The following is a 20411-nucleotide window of genomic DNA, read 5'->3' as shown; positions in this document are numbered from 1 at the left end:
TGGGGGTTTGGGGGGGGGGCCGGCCGGTCTGGGGGGGCCTCCGCCCTGCGCGACGCGCCGCGACGAAGGAGCGCCCTTGACGGGCCGCCCCGACGCGGAAGGACAGTGGACTGACGGGCAGCCCCCAGCACCCTCCCGGCCCCCTCGGGGGGTGCACCGCCCACCCCCGACCCCACCCCCGTTGTCAGTTCCCCCAAGGTGACGAGCGCAACACTCCCGCCGACCCCGCCCCGGCTTCCCCGATTCCGCAGGCCCCGCCCCCGGCCCGCCGCCGTTTCAAAGGGTGGACGGGGCCGCCACCCACCCATCGCGCGAAACGGGGCATTTCGCACCCCCACGTCCGTCCGAAATGGCGAAGCGGGCGGCGGGCGGGGCCCGTAAGCTCCCGTCATGCAGGTGATCCAGTCAACGAAGCTCGCCAATGTCTGCTACGAGATCCGCGGCCCCGTCCTCGAAGAGGCGATGCGGCTCGAAGCGGCAGGTCATCGCATCCTCAAGCTCAACACCGGCAACCCCGCGGCCTTCGGCTTCGAGTGCCCGCCGGAGATCCTTGAGGACATGCTGCGCAACCTGGGCAACGCCCACGGTTACGGAGACGCGAAGGGCCTGCTCTCGGCGCGCCGCGCGGTCATGCAGCACTACCAGACCAAGGGCATCGAGCTGGACGTCGAGGACATCTACCTCGGCAACGGCGTCTCCGAGCTGATCCAGATGTCGATGCAGGCGCTGCTCGACGACGGCGACGAGGTGCTGGTCCCCGCGCCGGACTACCCCCTGTGGACGGCCTCGGTGAGCCTCGCCGGGGGCACCGCGGTGCACTACCGCTGCGACGAGCAGTCCGACTGGATGCCGGACCTCGCCGACATCGAGCGGAAGATCACGGACCGCACCCGCGCGATGGTGATCATCAACCCGAACAACCCGACCGGCGCCGTCTACGACGACGAGATGCTGCGCGGGCTCACGGACATCGCCCGCCGCCACAACCTGGTGGTCTGCTCGGACGAGATCTACGACCGGATCCTCTACGACGGCACCACGCACACCAACACCGCCGCCATCGCGCCCGACCTGCTGACGCTCACCTTCAACGGCCTGTCGAAGAACTACCGCGTCGCCGGATACCGGGCCGGCTGGATGGCCGTCTGCGGCCCGAAGAAGCACGCCGCCTCGTACATCGAGGGCCTGACGATCCTCGCGAACATGCGCCTGTGCGCGAACATGCCCTCGCAGTACGCCGTGGCCACCGCGCTCGGCGGCCGGCAGTCGATCGAGGACCTGGTCCTGCCGGGCGGCCGGATCCTGGAGCAGCGGAACGTCGCGTACGACCTGCTGACCCAGATCCCGGGCGTGACGTGCGTGAAGCCGAAGGGCGCGCTGTACGCCTTCCCGCGGCTCGACCCGGCCGTCTACAAGATCAAGGACGACCGTCAGATGGTCCTCGACCTGCTGCGGGCCGAGAAGATCATGGTGGTGCACGGTACGGGCTTCAACTGGCCCGAGCCCGACCACTTCCGGATCGTGACCCTGCCGAGCGCCAAGGACCTGGCGGACGCCGTGACGCGGATCGGGAACTTCCTCGACGGGTACGGGCAGCCGTAGGGGCGGGGGCCCGGGTGCCGCCGCGCGCGGAGCCCGGGTCCTCCACCCGCATTCCACCAGGATTCAACTCAACTTTAGACCGGTTCCAATGTAGGATGGGTTTCCTGACCACGCAGGAGGCCTCCTCATGTACGAGCCGATCCGCTCCAAGCCGGTCGTCCACCGCGAGGGCGTCCGCCACGGCGAGCACGACTACCCGCACCGCAGCCGTGCCGAGGCGCTGGACATCCAGCTCGCCGGGCACCTGTCGGCCCTGCTCGCCCTGACCGACGAGCTCGGGCTGGACGAGGCCGCCGAGCAGATCGCCGCCCAGGTGGCGCGGCTGCGCGGAGCCCGCCCGGCGCGCGCGGCCGAACACGGCGGCGAGGACCCGGCCGTCCTGCACCGCCGCGCCCACGACCTCGCCGCCCGTGCCCTGCTCGTCGCCGCGTCCCGCGCCGACACCACCGCCGCGATCCTGGCCGCCGGCCGCATGGACGCGCACGCCGCCGCCCTCGACTCCGTCGACCTGGCCGGCGCACACTGACGGCCCCGGTCCGGGGCCGCGGAGGCTCCGGACCGGGTGCCACGAACCTCCCCGCGCCGGCGCGCGGGCGCGGCCGGGGAATGCCTCACCCCGTCTCCACTCCCGCCACCCCGCACCACGGCGTCGCGCCCGGGGGCCAGGGCGGCCCGATGGCCTCGGCGTAGGACGGGGAGCCCGGAGCCAAGCCCGGGACGCGGACCAGGGACTGGGACGTACGGGTGGCGGGGCCCGGGGTCCGCCGGTCGCGGAACTCGACCGTGATCACGTACGAGCCCTCCCCGCGCTCGCCCACGGTCGCCTCCACCGTCGCCGCCACCCGGTGGCTCGCCGGGTCCACGCGGCAGGACGTCACGCGTACGTCCGGCTGCGGCGGGGGCACCGCCGCTCCGCCGCTGGCCCATACGTACAGGCCCAGCGGGGCGAACACCAGCAATCCCGCCAGCCCCATCAGGCCGACCAGCCAGCCCTGCCACTTCAACGCGCTCACGCCCATGGCACGATCCTCCCGGGCCCCCGCCCGGCCCACCAGCACCCACGGGCCCACACAGCATTTCGAAGTGGGACCGCCTGGACACCCGACGTTCATGCGAACCGCCGCGGAATGTGGGTTTCCGCGAGCACGCTGCCCCTCGTGAGACGCAACCTGGGAATCGCTCTGGCGGTCCTCCTGATCGGCGGCGTGATCGCCGTCATCTTCTTCGGGGGACAAGGAGCCGGAGGCACGCCAACGACGAGCGTGCGCGGCGTCATCGGGTCGGAGAAGTCGGACTTCTTCCGCGACCCCGACGTCGGCAAGGCCCTTGCCGCCAAGGGCTTCACCGTGAAGACCGAAACCTCGGGATCCTGGGCCATGGACCAACTGGCCCTCAAGGATTACGACTTCGCCTTCCCCGGCAGCAGTGAACCGGCGCAGGAGATCGAAGCCGCGGCCGGGGTGAAGGGCGCGCAGACGGCCAAGCCCTTCTTCTCCCCGCTCGTCGTGATCGCCCGGGCCAACGCGGCCAAGGTGCTCGCCGACGGCGGGCTCGTGAAGATGTCCGGCAAGAACTCGGGCACCCTTCTGATGGGCCCCTACCTGAAGGCCGCGGGCGAGGACCGGACCTGGCAGCAGCTGCCCGGTTCGGCGGCCTACCCCGAACTGACCGGCACGGTGTTCATCAAGACCACCGACCCCGCCACCTCCAACTCGGGCGCCCTGTTCATCGCCGCGACCTCCAACGTCGCCAACAACGGCACCGTCGTCTCCGACGATGCCGGGATCGCCCGCACCACACCCCTCCTGCGCAAGCTGATCTCGGTCCAGGGCGCCCTGGAGCCCAGCACCGACGACCCCTTCCGCGCCTTCATCAGCGGCAGCGGCGAGCCGCTGATCCTCGCCTACGAGTCGCAGGTCGCCTCGCTGCTGATCCAGAAGCAGGCGGGCGGCGGGACGGACGACATGGTGGTGCTCTATCCGGACACCACCGTCAACTCCCCGCACACCTTCGTGCCGCTCGACGACAAGGCGCGCGAGCTGGGCACGCTGCTCGCCACCGATCCCAAGCTGCGCGAGCTGGCCGTACGGCACGGGTTCCGCCCCCAGGAGGGGGTGGCCGAGTTCACCGCGGCGACCGCGCCGTACGCCGGGTACCTCAACCCGGGGCTGACCGGCATCCGCCAGGTCGGCGCGCCGACCGTCAAGGTGCTGATGGCGCTGGCCGCCCGCGCCAAGGGACAGGGGGACACGCCGTGACACCGACACCGACACCGACACCGCCCGAGGACGCTCCGCTCGTCCTCACCGCGCCGGAGCCCGTCGCCCCCGTACGCCGCGAACAGGCCTCCGGGCTGGTCCCGCTGGCGGACGGGGTGCGCGACGACGTGGCCCGGCGGGCCGGGGAGTACGTGGGCCGGCTGGCCGGGACCGACGTCCGCTCGCCCGAGTTCGCCGCCCGGATCGGCGAGATCACCGCTCTGGGTTCGGCCGACGTGCGCAGCGCCGCCCAGCAGTCCAACCGGATGCTGGAGCGGGCCGTGCGCGCGCTGGGCGCGGACGGGGCCGGTGACGCGCAGGCCCGGGTCGCGGGTTCGCTCGTCGAGCTGCGGCGCACCGTCGAGGACCTCGATCCGCGGGACGCTCCCGCCAAGGGGCTGGGCAGGCTGTTCTCGAAGCTGCCGGGCAGCAGCCGGCTGCGCGACCACGTGGCCAAGTACGCCTCCTCGCAGGCCACTTTGAACCGGATCGTCGGCGCGCTGCGCGGCGGCCAGGACGAGCTGCGGCGCGACAACGCGGCGCTGCACACGGAGCGGGCCCGGCTGTGGGAGACCATGGGCAAGCTCCAGGAGTACGCGGCCTTGACCGAGGCCCTGGACGCGGCCGTCGGGCAGCGGATCGCGCAGGAGGAGCTGACCGATCCGGGGGCGGCGGACGCGATGCGCGCGGACGTGCTGTTCCCGGTGCGGCAGAAGCACCAGGACCTGCTGACGCAGCTGGCGGTGAGCGCGCAGGGCTATCTGGCGATGGACGTGGTGCGGCGCAACAACGACGAGTTGATCAAGGGTGTGGACCGGGCGGCGACGACCACGGTGTCCGCGCTGCGGATCGCGGTGATGCTGGCGTCGGCGCTGGACACCCAGCGCGCGGTGGTCGAGCAGGTCAACGCGCTGAAGGGGACCACGGAGGAGCTGATCCGGGGGAACGCGCAGATGCTGTCCACGCAGAGCGGGGGGATCCAGCGGATCGCCGCGGACCCGGCGGTGGGTGCCGAGACGCTGCGGACGGCCTTCGCGCAGATCTATCAGACCCTGGACGCGATCGACACCTTCAAGGCGCAGGCCACGGAGAACATGGCGGCGACCGTGGAGTCCCTGACCGGTGAGCTCCAGGCGGCTTCGGTCCACCTGGCCCGGACGCGGAACGCGGGCGCCCCGGAAGGCGGGGAGCGATGAGCGGGCGTACGGTGCGCGGGGCGCGGGCGGGCCGGCGGTTCGCGGCGGCCGTGGCCCTGGCGGCGACGCTGCTGGGGGCGGCGGCCTGTACCTCGCAGGAGCCTTCGACTGCGTCGGGCGGTTCGGGGGGTTCGGGCGGTTCGGGGGGTTCGGGCGGGCCGCAGCCGCAGGAGTACAAGGAGGGCCGGCTGCGGGTGCTGGCGTCCAGCGAGCTCTCCGACATGGAGCCGGTCCTGAAGGCGGCGAAGGCGGCCACCGGCGTGTCGGTGGACTTCACCTGGTCGGGGACGCTGGACGCGGCGGAGCAGGTGGCGTCGGGGAGGGCGGACGGGAAGTTCGACGCGGTGTGGCTGTCGTCCAACGACTACCTGCGGCTGCGTCCGGAGGCGGCGGCGAAGCTCGCGAACGAGACCCCGGTGATGTCCTCGCCGGTCGCGATCGGGGTGAAGCCGGAGGCGGTGGCCCGGCTGGGGTGGAAGCCGCAGGAGGTGACGTGGTCGGCGGTCGAGGAGGCCGTCGCCGCCGGGAAGCTGACGTACGGGATGACGGATCCGGTGCACTCCAACTCCGGTTTCTCTGCGCTGGTTTCGGTGGCCTCCGGGCTGTCGGGGGCGCAGTCGGCGCTGACCGACGCCGACGTGGGCGCGGCGCGGCCGCGGCTGCGGGAGTTCTTCAAGGGGCAGAAGCTGACGTCGGGTTCCTCGGGCTGGCTGGTGACGGCGTACGCGAAGCGCGGCGACGTGGACGCGCTGGTGAACTACGAGTCGGTGCTGCTGTCGATGAACGCCGGGGCGAAGGCGCCGCTGACGGTGATCCGGCCGAGGGACGGGGTGGTGACGGCGCACTACCCGCTGACGCTGCTGACCTCGGCCCCGGCCGGGGCGCGGGAGTCGGGCCGGCTGCTGACGGAGTACCTGCGGGGGGACGCGGCGCAGAAGGCCATCACGGAGAAGACGCTGCGGCGCCCGGTGGCGGCCGGGGTGGCTCCGGCGCCCGGTCTGGACGCGGAGAAGCGGCGGGAGCTGCCGTTCCCGGGGACGCGGTCGGTGGCGGACGGGCTGCTGGCCTCGTACGAGAACGAGCTGCGCCGGCCCTCGCGGACGGTGTACGTGCTGGACACCTCGGGGTCGATGGCGGAGCAGGGCCGGATCGGGCGGCTGAAGTCGGCGCTCACCGAGCTGACGGGGAGCGGCGGTTCGGGCACGGGCGAGCGATTCAGGGATCGCGAGGAGGTGACTCTGCTCCCCTTCGGTGACAAGGTGAAGCAGGTGCTGACGCACGTCGTCGAGCCGGGGGCTCCGGGGGCTGCCCTGGACGCGATCCGTGGTGACGTGAATTCCCTCCGCCCGGAGGGGGGCACGGCCGTGTACGGCAGCCTGAAGGCCGCGTACCAGCACCTGGGGCAGGGGAACGCCGACGCGTTCACCTCGATCGTGCTCATGACGGACGGGCAGAGCGGGGACAAGGTGCAGGATTTCGATTCCTTCTACGCGGGGCTGCCCGAGGGGCAGAAGCACACTCCCGTCTTCGCGGTGCTGTTCGGGGACTCCGACCGCAAGGAACTGACGCACATCACCGAACTGACGGGCGGCCGCCTCTTCGACGCCACCGACGGCAACGGCTCGCTGGACGGGGCCTTCGAGGAGATCCGTGGCTACCAGTAGCGGGCCGGCCGGGCCGGGGCGGGTCCGGGCCTATCTGGAGTCGGGCAAGAACCTGGCGGGCTGCGTGTGCGGGCTGGCCGGGCTGGGGCTGACCCTGGCCGGGGTGGCGGGCGCGTACTGGCCGGCGGTGGTCGCGGGCCTGTACGGGGCGGGCGCGCTGATCGCCCCGCCGCGGCGGGTGGACGCCCCGCACTTCCCGGAGCCGGCCGAGCAGTTGGGCGTCGTACGGGAGGACCTGGGGCGGCTGCGCGCGTACGTGGCGGAGGTGGAGCTGCCGGCGGCGGCCGAGGCCCGGCTGACGGAGCTGCTGGAGCTGTACGCGGCACTGCTGGACCCGGGGTGGGTGGCGGACGTGCTGGCCACCGAGCCGGAGGCGGTGCACACGCTGTCGCGGGCGATCCGGCTGGACGTGCCGGAGTGCGTGGACACGTACAGCCGGACGCGGTGGTGGACGCGGCTGACGCCGGGGGGCGAGTCGCCGGAGCGGCACCTGGAGCGGCAGCTGGCGCTGCTGCTGGAGGAGGCGGAACGCGTGACGGCGGACCTCCGTGAAACGGAGGCCCGCCGTCAGCAGACGCACACGACCTATCTGGAAGGTCGCAGAGAGTCCTAGGTCGGGGACTCCCGCGTCAGCCCTGCGGCCGGGGACAGCCGGCCGCGGTTCTGGGGGGGGGTGGGGCCGGGGCTAGCCCAGGCGCTCGACGAGCGCGTGGTACTGGTCCCACAGCTCCTTGGGGGTGTGGTCGCCGTAGGTGTTCAGGTGCTCGGGGACCAGGGCGGCCTCCTCGCGCCAGACCTCCTTGTCGACGGTGAGGAGGAAGTCGAGGTCCTCGGCCGGGAGGTCGAGGCCGTCGAGGTCGAGGGAGCCCTCGGCCGGCAGGACGCCGATGGGGGTCTCGACGCCTTCGGCGGTGCCGTCGAGGCGGCCGACGATCCACTTCAGGACGCGGCTGTTCTCGCCGAATCCGGGCCACACGAACTTGCCCGCGTCGTTCTTGCGGAACCAGTTGACGTAGTAGATCTTGGGGAGCTTCGCCTGGTCCTTGCCCTTGGCCACGTCCACCCAGTGACCCATGTAGTCACCCATGTTGTAGCCGCAGAACGGCAGCATGGCGAAGGGGTCGCGGCGCAGTTCGCCGACCTTGCCCTCGGCGGCGGCGGTCTTCTCGGAGGCGATGTTCGAGCCGATGAAGACGCCGTGGTTCCAGTCGAAGGACTCGGTGACCAGCGGCACGGCGGAGGCGCGGCGGCCGCCGAAGAGGATCGCGGAGATCGGGACGCCCTTGGGGTCCTCCCACTCCGGGGCGATCGTCGGGCACTGCGAGGCCGGGACGGCGAAGCGGGCGTTGGGGTGGGCCGCCGGGGTCCCGGACTCCGGGGTCCAGGCGTTGCCCTTCCAGTCGATGAGCTCGGCCGGGGCCTCCTCGGTCATGCCCTCCCACCAGACGTCGGAGCCGTCCGGGGTGAGCGCGACGTTGGTGAAGACGGTGTTGGCGTACATCGTCTTCATGGCGTTGGCGTTGGTGTGCTCGCCGGTGCCGGGGGCGACGCCGAAGAAGCCCGCCTCGGGGTTGATCGCGTAGAGGCGGCCGTCCTCGCCGAAGCGCATCCAGGCGATGTCGTCGCCGACGGTCTCGACGGTCCAGCCCGGGATGGTGGGCTCCAGCATGGCGAGGTTGGTCTTGCCGCAGGCGCTCGGGAACGCCGCGGCGATGTACTTCGCCTCGCCCTCGCCGGCCGGCGGGGTCAGCTTCAGGATGAGCATGTGCTCGGCGAGCCAGCCCTCGTCGCGGGCCATGACGGACGCGATGCGCAGGGCGTAGCACTTCTTGCCGAGCAGGGCGTTGCCGCCGTAGCCGGAGCCGAAGGACCAGATCTCGCGGCTCTCGGGGAAGTGCGAGATGTACTTGGTGGTGTTGCAGGGCCACGCCACGTCGGCCTGGCCCTCGGCGAGCGGGGCGCCGAGGGTGTGGACGGCCTTGACGAAGAAGCCGTCGGTGCCGAGCTCGTCGAGGACGGCCTTGCCCATGCGGGTCATCGTGCGCATGGCGACCGCGACGTAGGCGGAGTCGGTGATCTCGACGCCGATCGCGGAGAGCTCGGAGCCGAGGGGGCCCATGCAGAAGGGGACGACGTACATCGTCCGGCCCTTCATCGAGCCGCGGAAGATGCCTTCCTGCCCGGCGAAGAGCTCCTTCATCTCGGAAGGGGCCTTCCAGTGGTTGGTCGGGCCCGCGTCCTCTTCCTTCTCGGAGCAGATGAAGGTCCGGTCCTCGACGCGCGCGACGTCGGAGGGGTCGGAGGCGGCGTAGTACGAGTTCGGGCGCGTCGTCTCGTCGAGCTTCTTGAAGGTGCCCTTGGAGACGAGCTCCTCGCACAGGCGCTCGTACTCGTCCTCGGAGCCGTCGCACCAGACGACGCGGTCCGGCTGGGTGAGGGCTGCGATCTCCTCCACCCAGGCGATCAGTTCCCGGTGGGTGGTCGGGACGGAAGTGGGAGCCGCGTTGTCGCGCGCCACGATTGCTCCTTGTTGAGGGGTTTGTTTGGTGTTTGCCCCGTGGGGGCTGCGACCCGGATGCTTCGCGCTCCGCTCATCCGGTGCCGACCGCACTCATCTGATCATCCGGTGCGTGTGCGCATATGTCCAGAGGGCCTCTCACGTGAGCATCGCCACGTCCGTCAATCTTCCGTAAAGAGGACTAACGGAAACCTACGGACCCGTAGGTAGCATGTGGACCATGACTTCTGACGCCGTCGCCGTAGCGGCCTCACCGGCAGTGCCGGAGGCGGAGACCGAGGCCAAGCCGCTGATGCGCGGCTGGCTGCACACCGGAATGTTCCCCGCCGTGGTGATCGCGGGCCTGGCGCTGATGGCCTTCACGGACTCCACCCGGGCCCGCGTGGCCTGCGGGGTCTACATCCTGACCGCCTGCCTGCTCTTCGGCGTCAGCGCCGTCTACCACCGCGGTACGTGGGGGCCGCGCGGCGAAGCGATCCTGCGGCGGCTCGACCACGCCAACATCTTCCTGATCATCGCGGGCACCTACACCCCGCTCACCGTCCTGCTGCTGCCGGACTCCACCGGGCGGACCCTGCTGTGGGCGGTGTGGATCGCGGCCGCGGCCGGCATCGCGTTCCGCGTCTTCTGGGTCGGCGCCCCGCGCTGGCTCTACACCCCCTGCTACATCGCGATGGGCTGGGCCGCCGTCTTCTTCCTGCCCGACTTCCTGCGCACCGGCGGCATCGCCGTCCTGGTGCTGGTGATCGTCGGCGGGCTGCTCTACAGCGTGGGCGGCGTGATCTACGGCATCAAGCGCCCCAACCCCTCGCCCCGCTTCTTCGGCTTCCACGAGGTCTTCCACTCGCTGACGCTGGCGGCCTTCGTGGCCCACTACGTCGGCATCTCGCTCGCCGCCTACCAGCACTGAGCCCCGCGCCGCGCGGCTCAGCCCCTGGGCGGGGCGGGCGCCCGCGGGCCGCGCGGCAGGTAGACGAGGGCCTCGGTGGCGGCGAAGCGCAGGACGAAGGTGGTCACGAGCGCGAGGGCCGTCGCGGGCAGGACGCCGAGGCCGAGGCGGGTCACGAACAGCGCGATGAGCGGGATCCGCAGCAGCAGATCGGCGTTGGCGAGGAGCGCGAAGCGCCCGACGCGGTCCGCCCAGTGGCGGTGGCGGCGGCGGTCGCGGAAGAGCAGGGCCTCGATCAGGAGGAAGTTCCACACCACCCCGGCCTGGTTGGCGAGGACTTCGGCCGCCAGGTACTGCACCCCGGCGTGCGTGAGCAGCCACAGGGCCAGCAGGTTCGGGGCGAAGCCGGAGAGCCCGATCAGGCCGAAGCCGATCATGCGGGCGAGCGGGCTCGCCGAGCGCAGGGCCGCCAGCTGCGCGAGGAGGCGCAGCCCCTCGCGGGCGCCGGAACCGGGCTCCCCGGTCGCGCGGCCGGGCACGGCGCAGGGGATCTCGGCGGTCCGCGCGGGGCGGCAGCGCACGGCCACCTCCAGCAGGATCCGGCGGCCGACCGGCTTGGGCCCGTCGGTGGTGAGCGCGGCGACTGCCGAGCGGCGTACCGCGAAGCAGCCGCTCAACGGGTCGCCGATGCCGCGCAGGGCACGCGGGAACAGGACCTTCGCCAGCCAGGCCGCACCGCGCGAGACGGCGGGCCGGCGCCCCCCGGCGGACCCGGCCGGGCCGTCGCCCGCGCGGGAGGCGACGACCAGGTCGGCGCCGCTGCGGACGCCCTCGGCGACCAGTTCGGTGACCAGGCGGGGCGGGTACCGCAGAGCGGGGTCCAGGACGACGATCCACTCGGACCCGGCCCGCGCGACCCCCTCGGCGACGGCCCGGCCGAGACCCCCCTCGGCGGGAGACCGGTGCAGGACGGACACCGGGAAGGGGCAGCCCGCGGCCGCCTCCCCGATCGCGGCCGGGGTGGCGTCGGCGGAGCCGTCGGCGAAGAGCACCTCACAGGGCGGCCGCGCGGGCAGGGCCGAGCGCAGCCCGCCCAGCAGTTCCCGTACGGACCCGGCCTCGTCGCGGGTCGGGATGAGCACGGTGACGCCGCCGGGTGCGCAGGCCCGCACGCCGGCGGCCTGCGGGCGGTCCAGGGCGCGCGGCGGCCACAGGTCCTCGCTCATGGTGGTTCAGCTCCCACTCTCACGATCGGTGCGACGGGGTCGTGGTGACGGCCGGGTCGTGGTGACGGCCGGGTCGAGGTCCGCCCTGTAGAACCGGCCGGCGCCCGCCGTGGGTGCAACACCGGGGTGAACAGCGTCGAGCCGCAGTGCGTCGCCGACGAGGACGCGGGGGTTCGGGAGCCCGGGAGCCCGGGAGCCCGGGCCCCGCCCCGGCCTCAGCGGCCGTCGGCGGACCCCAACTGACGCTCCAGCTCGGCCGGCTGCGTCGTCGGGCGCGCGCAGACGAAGTGCCGGCACACGTACGCCGTCGGCAGGCCGTCCACCGGCTCGCGCCCGGCCAGCAGGGGGAACTCCGCCCCGCCGCCGTCCGCGCCGAGCGCCGGCCCGGCCGCCACCACCGCGCCGGGAGCCGTCCCCAGCAGCGCGGTCCGGTGCAGTACGGCCAGCGCCGGATCCTGCGCACTCCCGACGACGGCCACCTCGCGCGGCCCGTCCACCAGCGCCTCCGCCACCGCCAGGCCGTGCCCGATGAAGCGCGGGGCGCGCGGCCCGAGGGCCTGCACCACCCCGAGCGCCCGCTCGGCCGCCGTGCGGTGGGGCTCCGAGCCGGTGTGGGCGGCGTACGAGAGGAGCGCCCCCGCGGCGGCCGTCCAGCCGGACGGGGCAGCCGTGTCGGTGGGGTCCTGCGGCCGCCTGATCAGCTGTTCGGCGTCGTGCGCGGTGTCGTAGAGCGAGCCGTCCTCGGCGGCGAAGCGGGCCAGGACCAGGTCCACCAGGAACCCCGCGAACTCCAGCCACACCCCCTCACCGGTGACGGAGGCCAGCGTCATGAACCCCTCGGCGACGTCGCCGTAGTCCTCCAGCACCCCGGCGTGGGGGCCGACCCTGCCGTCGCGGCTGGTGCGGGCCAGCCGGGCGGAGCCGTCCATGTGGACCCGTACGAGGAGATCGGCGGCCTCGGTGGCCCGCTCGACCAGGTCCGGGCGCTCGAAGTACGCCCCGCACTCGGCGAGCGCCGCGACGGCCAGCCCGTTCCAGGCGGCGACGACCTTGTCGTCCCGGCCGGGCGCGGGCCGCTGCGCCCGCGCGGCCAGCAGCCTCGCCCTGATCCCGGCGACCCGCCCGGCGTCCACGGCGGGCCCGTCCTGCGGCAGTTGCAGCACCGACGCGCCGTGCTCGAAGGTGCCCTCCTCGGTCACCCCGAAGTACGCCTGCGCCAACGCCCCGTCGTCCTCGCCGAGCACCTCGGCGAGCTGCGCGGGCGTCCACGCGTAGTAGGCCCCCTCGACGTGCTCACCGGTCACCGGGTCGGCACTGTCGGCATCGAGCGCGGAGGCGAACCCGCCCTGCTCGGTGCGCAGTTCACGGACCATGAAGTCGGCCGTCTCCAGCGCCACCCGGCGCGCGAGGGCCGACCCGGTGGCCCGCCACAGGTGGGCGTAGGCCCGGCACAGCAGGGCGTTGTCGTAGAGCATCTTCTCGAAGTGCGGGACCACCCACTCCCGGTCCACCGAGTACCGGGCGAACCCGCCGCCGAGCTGGTCGTAGATGCCGCCCCGGGCCATGGCCTCGCAGGTGTCGGTCACCATCTGGAGGGCGCCCTCCGAGCCGGTGCGGGCGTGGTGGCGCAGCAGGAACTCCAGCACCATGGACGGCGGGAACTTCGGTGCGCCGCCGAAGCCGCCGCGCACGGAGTCGTACTCGCGGGTCAGCCCGAGCAGGGCCCCCGCCAGCTCCTCGGGCCCGGGCGGGGTGGCCTTGCCGTAGTCCAGCTGCCGTCCGGCCAGGTCCCCCACGATCCGGCGGGCGACCTCGGCGACCTCCTCGGGCCGGCCGGTCCAGGCGGCCCGTACGCCTTCGAGCACCTGTGTGAAGGAGGGCATGCCGTGCCGGGGCTCGGGCGGGAAGTAGGTGCCGAAGTAGAAGGGCTCGGCATCGCCGGTCAGGAACACGGTCATGGGCCAGCCGCCCTGCCCGGTCGCGGCCTGCACGGCCTCCATGTAGACGGCGTCGACGTCGGGCCGCTCCTCGCGGTCCACCTTGACGTTGACGAAGTGCTCGTTCATGTAGGCGGCCGTCAGCTCGTCCTCGAACGACTCGTGCGCCATGACGTGGCACCAGTGGCACGCCGAGTAGCCGACCGACAGCAGCACGGGCACGTTCCGCCGCCGCGCCTCCTCGAACGCCTCCGGCGTCCAGGGCCACCAGTCGACGGGATTGTCCGCGTGCTGAAGCAGATAAGGCGAGGTCACACCAGCCAACCGGTTCATGCGGCTCAGCCTCTCACAACGTCCCGCCACGACCGGTGGAACCCTCGCGAGCCCGCCCGCCTGTCTCAAACGATCGCAGCCACCCCCTCTCCAGCCCCTTCCGCAGCGGGCCGCCAGGCCCCTCGCGACAGTAGGCTGGACACCGCAGCGCCCGGACCTGCCGGGGTTCCTCGAAGGGGGTACACCATGACCGCCGAGATGGTGGCGCCCGCGTGGATGCATTCGCAGATCAGCGCGGAGCAGTACGACTCCTGGTCAGAAGAGCAGTGCGCCGGCATCGAGATCGTGGACGGGATGGTCGTCGTGAGTCCGAGCGCCTCGAAGCGGCACAACCGGCTGGCCCGCATCCTGGCCAATGCCCTGGACGCCGCCGCGGGCCCCGACTGGAACGCGGACACGGACTTCGACGTCCGCCTCCAGGACGTTCCGCTCACCAACCGCCGCCCGGACGTCATCGTCTACCGGGCGGAGACCATCGACCTCAGCCCCACCCGCCCCGAGCACGTACTCCTGGTCGTCGAGGTCGTGTCACCAGGCTCGGAGACGACGGACCGGATCGTGAAGGTCGACCAATACGCCAAGGCCGGCATCCCCTTCTACTGGCGGGTCGAACAGGCCGTCACCGGTGTCCCGATCGTCTACACCTACGTCCTCGACCCCGCCACCAAGGCGTACCGGGACGGCGAGATGTTCACCGGCACGGTGAAGGCCACCGCCCCGTTCTCCCTCACGGTCGATCTCGGGGTCGTGTGAGGAACGGCGGCCGCCCCGCTTCCGGCGCCCTTCGCGGGGCGGGTGGGGGTGCATATATGTGCGGCTGTGACCGGGGAGTTGTCAACTCCCTCTGAACTAGCTCAGATTCCTCGCGCTCGTGGTGGTCCCGCCGCACACTTGGGCCACGTTGCACGGAGCTCTCCGAGGAGGATGCCGATGCGGGACAGCCATCGCGAAGAGGCCGAACGGCTGCTGGCCCGGGCCGTCGAGGAGGAGGTCCGGCGGGCGGGGGCGGGGGCGCCCGTCGACCGGGAGGCCCTGCTGGCGCGCGGCCGGGAGGCCCTGGGGGGGCTCGGCGCGGCGGCGGCCGCGGAGTACGCGGCCTACGTGGCGGCCCTGGACGCGGACGCGGCCGGGCAGCAGTCCCTCGGGGAGGCCTTCCGGCAGGGCAGCACCTCGACGGCCCTGCTGGTGACGGCCGTCGCGGCCGTCGCGGCGGCCGGGGCGGACCTCGCCTTCGGCGTCGCCGCCGGTACGGCGCTCAGCGCGGGCATCGTCGTCGGCGTCGCCGGGGCGGCGACCACCGCCGCCAAGGTGGCGGCGGTGCACCTGCCCGCCGCCAACCGCCGCGCCGGGGCCGCGGGCCGCCCCGGCGGGGCCGCGCAGCTGCGGCTGCAGTGGCTGACGGCGCTGGAGGTGCGCGGCGTACGTCCCTTCCTGGAGCAGCAGCGCCCGGTACGGCCCGTCCCGCCCGGAGCGAAGGCGGCGAAGGCCGCGAAGGCGGCGGGGGCGGCGAACGGCAGCGGCCCCGGCGGCGGGGCGGCGTCGTTGCGCGGGAGTGACCGCAGCGCCGAGGCCCGGCGGCGCGGCATGCTGGAGCAGTCCTTCGGGCAGCTCCCGGACGCGGGCGGGCTGTTCACCGGCCGCCGCGCGGAGCTGACCCGGATCGCCCAGTGGGTCCAGGCCGCCCGGGCCAGCACCGAGACCCGGCCGGTGGTGGTGGTCCTGTACGGAGAGCCGGGGGTGGGCCGTAGCGCCCTGGCCCTGCGGGCGGCGCACGCGCTGCGGGACCAGTTCCGCGGGGCCTGCCTGGTGGACCTGCGCGGCGGGTCCACCGCCCCCGGGGAGGCTCCGCTGCCCACCCGGGAGGCGCTGCTGCACCTGCTGAACCGGCTGGGTGCCCCGCGCGAGCAGCTCCTCTTCCGCGAGGGGGCCACGGCGGAGCAGCAGGTGCGCCGGCTCGGCGAGCTGTACCACCAGCACCTCCAGGGGCTGCCGGTGACGGTGGTGCTGGACGACGCGGTGGATCCGGAGCAGGTCCGCGCGCTCGTGCCGGAGCGCTCCGAGAGCCTGGTGCTGGTGACGGCGCGGGAGCCGCTGGAGCTGCCGGCCGGCCTGTCGGCGTGGGTGCACCAGCTGCCGGTGGTGCGCCTCGCCGGGGCGGAGGCGGCCGAGGTGCTGGCCGCCGGGGCCCGGGCGGCGGGCGGCGCGGTCCCGGGCGAGGCGGCCGCGGCCGGGCTGCTGGAGCTGGGCGCGGGGCTGCCTCTGGCGCTGCGCGCGCTGGCCCCGCTGGGCTCGGCACGGGCCTCGGACCTCGGCGGCGGCGCGGGCGCCGGCAGCGACAGCGGCAGCGGCGACCGCGGCGACGGCTCGCTGGAGCACGCCCTGGACCTGGCGTACGCACGCCTCCCGGAGGAGCGCCGTCGGCTGCTGCGGCGGCTGCCGCTGGCGGGCCGGGCCTCCCTGGGCGCCGCCGCGGCGGCGGCGCTGGCGGGCGCGGACCGGGCCGAGGCCGGGCGGCTGCTGCGCGAACTGGCCGAGGCGGGCCTGCTGGACCTCGTACGCGGGGAGCGGTACCGGATGCACGACGCGGTACGGGCGTACGCGGCGTCACGGCTGGCGGCGGACGAGGACCGGGCCGAGGCGGCGGCCGCGCACGAGCGGCTGATCCGCGACTACGCGCAGCTCGCGGACGCGGTGATCCGGATGGTCGACGGGAAGATGTCGACGCGCGCCCACCAGTTCGGCGGGCACGGCTTCGCCTCCCTGGACGCGGCGCTGCGCTGGCTGGACGAGGAGTCGAGCGTCATCACGGCGGCGCTGCGGCACTCGGAGGGCGTGGACCAGCAGGCGGTGCTGGACCTGCTGGGCGCGCTGTGCGACTTCTGCCTGCTGCGCGGGGACCTGTACCGGCTCGGCGAGATCAACGAGCTGACGCGGGCGGTGGACGGCGGGCGGCTGAACCGGTCGGTGCAGTGGCGCACGGGCATCGCCGCGCGCCAGCTCGGCGAGCTGGACAAGGCCCGCACCACCCTGACCTCGCTGGTGGACCAGTACAGGGAGGCGGAGCAGGAGGCGGGCGCGGGCATGGCGCTGGTCTCGCTCGGCATCACCCTGCACCACCAGGGCAACCTGCCGGAGGCGGCGGCCCGCATCCGGGAGGCGCTGGTGCTCCAGGAGCCGGCGGAGCTGGCGGGCGACCGGGCCTGGGGGCTGCACGCGCTGGCGGCGGTGGAGCGGGACCGGGCGCACCTGGCGGAGGCGATGGCCCTGCTGGAGGAGTCGTTGGCCCTGCACCGGGAGAGCGAGAGCGTGCACGGCGAGGCCTGGGCGCACTTCCAGCTGGGCCAGGTCCACCTGCGGCTGGGCGACGTACCGCGTGCGGAGGCGGAGCTGGGGCGGGCGCTGGAGCTGTACGGGCGCACGCGCGACGACCGGGGCGAGGCGTGGGCGCTGACCCAGCTGGGCCGGGCCCGGGTGGTCGACGGGGATCCGGCGGGGGCGCTGGCGCGGCTGCGGGACGCACTGGCCCGCCACCGGCTGGCGGAGGACGCGCGCGGCGAGGCCTGGACGCTGTACTACCTCGGGCAGGCGCTGGAGGAGGACGGGGAGCGCGACCGGGCGGTGCGCGAGCTGGAGCGGGCCCGGACGATGTTCTCGCGGATGCGGGACGTGTACGGGCTGGCGCACGCCCGGTACCACTCGGGCCGCGTCACCCGCGACCAGCGGGCCGCGCAGACGGGCAACCTGCGCAACTCCGGCTTCGCCCGCCAGCTGCTGATGGACGCCCGGGCCGATTTCCGGCGGATCGGGCTGGCCCACGGGGAGGCCTGGACCTGTCTGGAGCTCGCCGTGGTCGACGCGGGCAACGGGCGGGTGTCGCAGGCGCTGGTGCTGTGCGAGGAGGCGACCCGGCTGTTCATCTCCTACGGGGACCGGCGGGGCGAGGACTGGGCCCGTTTCCTGCGCTGCACGCTGCTGCCGTACGCGGCGGAGGCCGCGCCGCAGGAGGCGCGGGCGGAACTGGACCGGCTGGCGCAGTCCCCGCATCCGCTGCGCGACGGGCGGCTGGCGGACTGCCTGGAGACGTACGGGGTGGTCCTGGACCGGGGTGTGGATCCGGCGGAGGGCTGGCAGGCGTGGCGCCTGGGCATGGTGCCGGACCTGCACGCGCGGGAGGTCATGGGGGTCCCGGTGTCCGCACCCGCCGCGGAGTGAGCTCGGGCGCCGCGCGGCCCGCACGGCGGCGGGCCGGGCCGGGCGGCGCCGCGTACGCGCGCCCGTCCGTACGGCGCCGGCCGCCGCGGCCCCCGACGCCGCGCCGGGTCCCGGAGCGGCAGGCCGGGCGGGCCGCCCGGCCGGACGGCGCCCGCGGGCCTGCGGGGCCTACCGGCCTACGGGGCCTTCGTACCCTTGGCCTTCGCCTTGGCGGGGGCCGCCGCGGCGGGCTCCGGGGCCTCCTTGAAGTCGACCCGGCCCATGTGCCGGCTCATGGACTTCATGAGACCCCAGACGCCGACGGCGAGGGCGGCGAACACGATGAAGCCCAGGAGCCCGGGGGTCACCTTGTTCTTGTCGAAGGTGTCGGCGGCCAGCGGAAGGAGCTGGGTGAATGCTGCCTGCGTAGCGCTCATAGCTACGCATTCTCCCGGATGCCCGCGAAGAGGTCGGACTCGGGGAGGGAAGTGTCGACGAACGACTTCGCCAGCTCGTACTCCTCCGTGGGCCAGACCTCCTTCTGGATCTCCATCGGGACGCGGAACCAGCCGCCGTCGGGGTCGATCTGCGTCGCGTGCGCGATGAGCGCCTTGTCACGGATCTCGAAGTAGTCGGCGCAGGGCACGTGGGTGGTCAGGGTCCGCTCCTTGCGCTCGAACTCCTTCCACCGCTCCAGCCACTCCCCGTAGGGCGATTCCAGGCCGCGGGACAGGAGCGCCTCGTGCAGGGCGATCGTGCGCGGCTTGTTGAAGCCCTGGTTGTAGTACAGCTTCTGCGGCTGGTACGGGGTGCCGTACTCGGCCTCGGGGAACTTGTCGGCGTCCGCCGCGCCGTCGAAGGCCACCATCGTGATCTTGTGGGTCATGATGTGGTCGGGGTGCGGGTAGCCGCCGTTCTCGTCGTAGGTGGTGATGACCTGCGGCTTGAAGGCGCGGATCTTCTTCACCAGCTCGCCGGCGGCCTCCTCGACGTCCGCGAGCGCGAAGCAGCCCTCGGGCAGCGGCGGCAGCGGGTCGCCCTCGGGCAGGCCGGAGTCGACGTAGCCCAGCCATTCCTGCTCGATCCCGAGGATCTCGCGGGCCTCGTCCATCTCCTTGGCGCGCACCTCGTGGATGTTCTCCTCGATGTACTTGTCGCCCTGGAGCTTGGGGTTCAGTACGGAGCCGCGCTCACCGCCGGTGCAGGTCACCACCAGGACGGGCACTCCTTCGGACACGTACTTGGCCATGGTGGCCGCGCCCTTGCTCGACTCGTCGTCGGGGTGGGCGTGGACGGCCATCAGTCGAAGCTGCTCGGTCAAGACAGGATCCTCTGTGATTCGGCGCGACGGGCGACTTCTATAGTGACCGAATCGGGGGGCGGAAAATTCCAGGGGTACCTCACCCTCCCCAGCGAGAGGAACGATCATGAGCGCGGTGCGCGAAGGACTGCCCGAGGGCCGCTACGGCCGCTCGGCGGATGAGCGTGCGGACCGGGGGCTCAAGATCGTCGGATCGGTGCTCGGGGTGGTCCTGCTGGGTGTGGTCGGCTGGATCGGCTGGGACTACGTCGGCGGTCAGGCGGTCAGCGCCGAGGTGATCAAGTTCCAGATCGTGTCGGACTCCGAGGTCAAGGTGCACCTGGAGGTCCGCAAGGAGGCCTCGGTGACCGGGGTGTGCACGCTCATGTCCCAGGACGAGCAGCACGGCGAGGTGGGCCGCGCCGACTTCACCTTCGCGCAGCGCGACTCGCGCGTGGACGAGATGGTCACGCTGAAGACCACCGGCCGGGCCACGATGATCGAACTGGTCGGCTGCCAGACCGCGGGCTCGGCGGGCTGACCCCCCGGGGCCGCCGCGGTCCCCGCCCACCGGTGGGAACACGCGCAGGCCGAGGACCGCGTCCGCACCGATTTCGAGCACCGGCGACCGCTGCCACCAGGCGGTACCGCGCGGGCGCCGGGTGCGATGACACACTTCATACACATGGTGTCCTCCCCCTTTTCTTCCCGAATTGTTAGGCTCGTGGTTTCGCCCGCCGCTGGCGGCTTTGTATTCCCCTGTACCGACGAGGAGCACCCGTGACCCAGACGAGCGAGAGCGTCACCTGGCTGACCCAGGCGGCGTACGACCAGCTGAAGGCCGAGCTGGACTACCTCTCTGGTCCCGCACGCACGGAGATCGCCGGCAAGATCGCGGCCGCCCGCGAAGAGGGCGACCTGCGCGAGAACGGCGGTTACCACGCGGCCAAGGAGGAGCAGGGCAAGCAGGAGCTCCGCGTCCGCCAGCTCACGCAGCTCCTGGAGAACGCGAAGGTCGGCACCGCGCCCGCCGCCGAGGGCGTCGTCGCCCCGGGCACGCTGGTGACGATCGCCTTCGACGGGGACGAGGACGACACGCTGGAGTTCCTCCTGGCCTCCCGCGAGTACGCGTCGTCGGACTTCGAGACCTACTCCCCGCAGTCCCCGCTGGGCAGCGGCGTGATGGGCAAGACGGTCGGCGAGGACGCCGAGTACGAGCTGCCGAACGGCAAGAAGGCCGCGGTCAAGATCCTTGCGGTCAAGCCCTTCACCGGCTGATCACCCCCCTCCCTGCCCG

Annotated in this window: 17 protein-coding genes; 11 read left to right on the top strand and 6 right to left on the bottom strand. The window is 73.1% G+C overall.

Features of this window, described 5'->3' with window-relative positions; genetic code table 11:
* Nucleotides 1-390: 390 nt before the first annotated feature.
* Together ACGFXC_RS32450 and ACGFXC_RS32445 are read left to right on the top strand one after the other, a co-directional pair.
* The gene (locus ACGFXC_RS32450) at nt 391-1602 is read left to right on the top strand and encodes a pyridoxal phosphate-dependent aminotransferase (protein ID WP_393718463.1); all 1212 of its coding nucleotides are present in this window, start codon (nt 391-393) and stop codon (nt 1600-1602) included.
* Nucleotides 1603-1729: 127 nt separating this feature from the next.
* Nucleotides 1730-2128 carry a hypothetical protein gene (locus ACGFXC_RS32445; protein ID WP_393718462.1) on the top strand — a complete coding sequence of 133 codons (399 nt, stop codon included), beginning with the start codon at nt 1730-1732 and terminating at the stop codon, nt 2126-2128.
* 85 nt (nt 2129-2213) lie between these two features.
* On the opposite strand, the gene ACGFXC_RS32440 is transcribed toward ACGFXC_RS32445, so the two are convergent.
* Entirely contained in the window at nt 2214-2615 is a 402-nt protein-coding gene (locus ACGFXC_RS32440; protein WP_393718461.1) for a hypothetical protein, read from the bottom strand.
* A gap of 144 nt (nt 2616-2759) precedes the next feature.
* Between ACGFXC_RS32440 and ACGFXC_RS32435 the strand changes: the two genes are divergently transcribed.
* From ACGFXC_RS32435 to ACGFXC_RS32420, 4 genes are read left to right on the top strand one after another with little or no spacing between them, the layout of a single operon-like run.
* The gene (locus tag ACGFXC_RS32435; protein WP_393718460.1) at nt 2760-3860 is read left to right on the top strand and encodes a hypothetical protein; all 1101 of its coding nucleotides are present in this window, start codon (nt 2760-2762) and stop codon (nt 3858-3860) included.
* A complete protein-coding gene (locus ACGFXC_RS32430; RefSeq protein ID WP_393718459.1) occupies nt 3857-5056 on the top strand; it encodes a toxic anion resistance protein in 1200 nt (399 codons plus the stop codon). The genes ACGFXC_RS32435 and ACGFXC_RS32430 overlap by 4 nt, the downstream gene beginning before the upstream one ends.
* Nucleotides 5053-6720, top strand: coding sequence for a substrate-binding domain-containing protein (locus ACGFXC_RS32425; protein WP_393718458.1), 1668 nt, complete (start codon nt 5053-5055; stop codon nt 6718-6720). The genes ACGFXC_RS32430 and ACGFXC_RS32425 overlap by 4 nt, the downstream gene beginning before the upstream one ends.
* Nucleotides 6707-7333, top strand: a complete 627-nt coding sequence (locus tag ACGFXC_RS32420) for a hypothetical protein (RefSeq protein WP_393718457.1) — start codon at nt 6707-6709, stop codon at nt 7331-7333. The genes ACGFXC_RS32425 and ACGFXC_RS32420 overlap by 14 nt, the downstream gene beginning before the upstream one ends.
* 72 nt (nt 7334-7405) lie before the next feature.
* Here the strand turns inward: ACGFXC_RS32420 and ACGFXC_RS32415 are convergent, their stop codons facing one another.
* The gene (locus tag ACGFXC_RS32415) at nt 7406-9238 is read right to left on the bottom strand and encodes a phosphoenolpyruvate carboxykinase (GTP) (RefSeq protein WP_393718456.1); all 1833 of its coding nucleotides are present in this window, start codon (nt 9236-9238) and stop codon (nt 7406-7408) included.
* A gap of 220 nt (nt 9239-9458) precedes the next feature.
* On the opposite strand from ACGFXC_RS32415, the gene ACGFXC_RS32410 reads away from it, so the two are divergent.
* Entirely contained in the window at nt 9459-10148 is a 690-nt protein-coding gene (locus ACGFXC_RS32410) for a hemolysin III family protein (protein WP_393718455.1), read from the top strand.
* A gap of 17 nt (nt 10149-10165) precedes the next feature.
* Here the strand turns inward: ACGFXC_RS32410 and ACGFXC_RS32405 are convergent, their stop codons facing one another.
* Complete coding sequence (locus tag ACGFXC_RS32405) at nt 10166-11353, bottom strand: GtrA family protein (RefSeq protein WP_393718454.1); 1188 nt, start codon at nt 11351-11353, stop codon at nt 10166-10168.
* Nucleotides 11354-11568: 215 nt separating this feature from the next.
* Nucleotides 11569-13623, bottom strand: coding sequence for a thioredoxin domain-containing protein (locus ACGFXC_RS32400; RefSeq protein WP_393718453.1), 2055 nt, complete (start codon nt 13621-13623; stop codon nt 11569-11571).
* A 186-nt stretch (nt 13624-13809) separates the two neighbouring features.
* On the opposite strand from ACGFXC_RS32400, the gene ACGFXC_RS32395 reads away from it, so the two are divergent.
* Together ACGFXC_RS32395 and ACGFXC_RS32390 are read left to right on the top strand one after the other, a co-directional pair.
* Complete coding sequence (locus tag ACGFXC_RS32395) at nt 13810-14376, top strand: Uma2 family endonuclease (RefSeq protein WP_393718452.1); 567 nt, start codon at nt 13810-13812, stop codon at nt 14374-14376.
* Nucleotides 14377-14553: 177 nt separating this feature from the next.
* Nucleotides 14554-17835 (top strand): tetratricopeptide repeat protein, encoded by a 3282-nt coding sequence (locus tag ACGFXC_RS32390; protein ID WP_393718451.1) that lies wholly within the window; start codon nt 14554-14556, stop codon nt 17833-17835.
* Nucleotides 17836-18011: 176 nt separating this feature from the next.
* On the opposite strand, the gene ACGFXC_RS32385 is transcribed toward ACGFXC_RS32390, so the two are convergent.
* Both ACGFXC_RS32385 and mca read right to left on the bottom strand, forming a co-directional pair.
* Entirely contained in the window at nt 18012-18251 is a 240-nt protein-coding gene (locus tag ACGFXC_RS32385; RefSeq protein WP_393718450.1) for a hypothetical protein, read from the bottom strand.
* Between the two features lie 2 nt (nt 18252-18253).
* Nucleotides 18254-19135 carry a mycothiol conjugate amidase Mca gene (gene mca, locus ACGFXC_RS32380; RefSeq protein WP_393718449.1) on the bottom strand — a complete coding sequence of 294 codons (882 nt, stop codon included), beginning with the start codon at nt 19133-19135 and terminating at the stop codon, nt 18254-18256.
* Between the two features lie 106 nt (nt 19136-19241).
* On the opposite strand from mca, the gene ACGFXC_RS32375 reads away from it, so the two are divergent.
* The gene (locus ACGFXC_RS32375) at nt 19242-19655 is read left to right on the top strand and encodes a DUF4307 domain-containing protein (protein WP_393718448.1); all 414 of its coding nucleotides are present in this window, start codon (nt 19242-19244) and stop codon (nt 19653-19655) included.
* A 239-nt stretch (nt 19656-19894) separates the two neighbouring features.
* Complete coding sequence (gene greA, locus ACGFXC_RS32370; RefSeq protein ID WP_393718447.1) at nt 19895-20392, top strand: transcription elongation factor GreA; 498 nt, start codon at nt 19895-19897, stop codon at nt 20390-20392.
* The last annotated feature ends 19 nt before the right edge of the window (nt 20393-20411 follow it).

This window comes from Streptomyces sp. NPDC048507 (genome assembly GCF_043199995.1).
Classification (GTDB): domain Bacteria; phylum Actinomycetota; class Actinomycetes; order Streptomycetales; family Streptomycetaceae; genus Streptomyces.
Note: the sequence above shows the minus strand (reverse complement) of the source record. Positions and strands in the feature narration are given on the sequence as shown.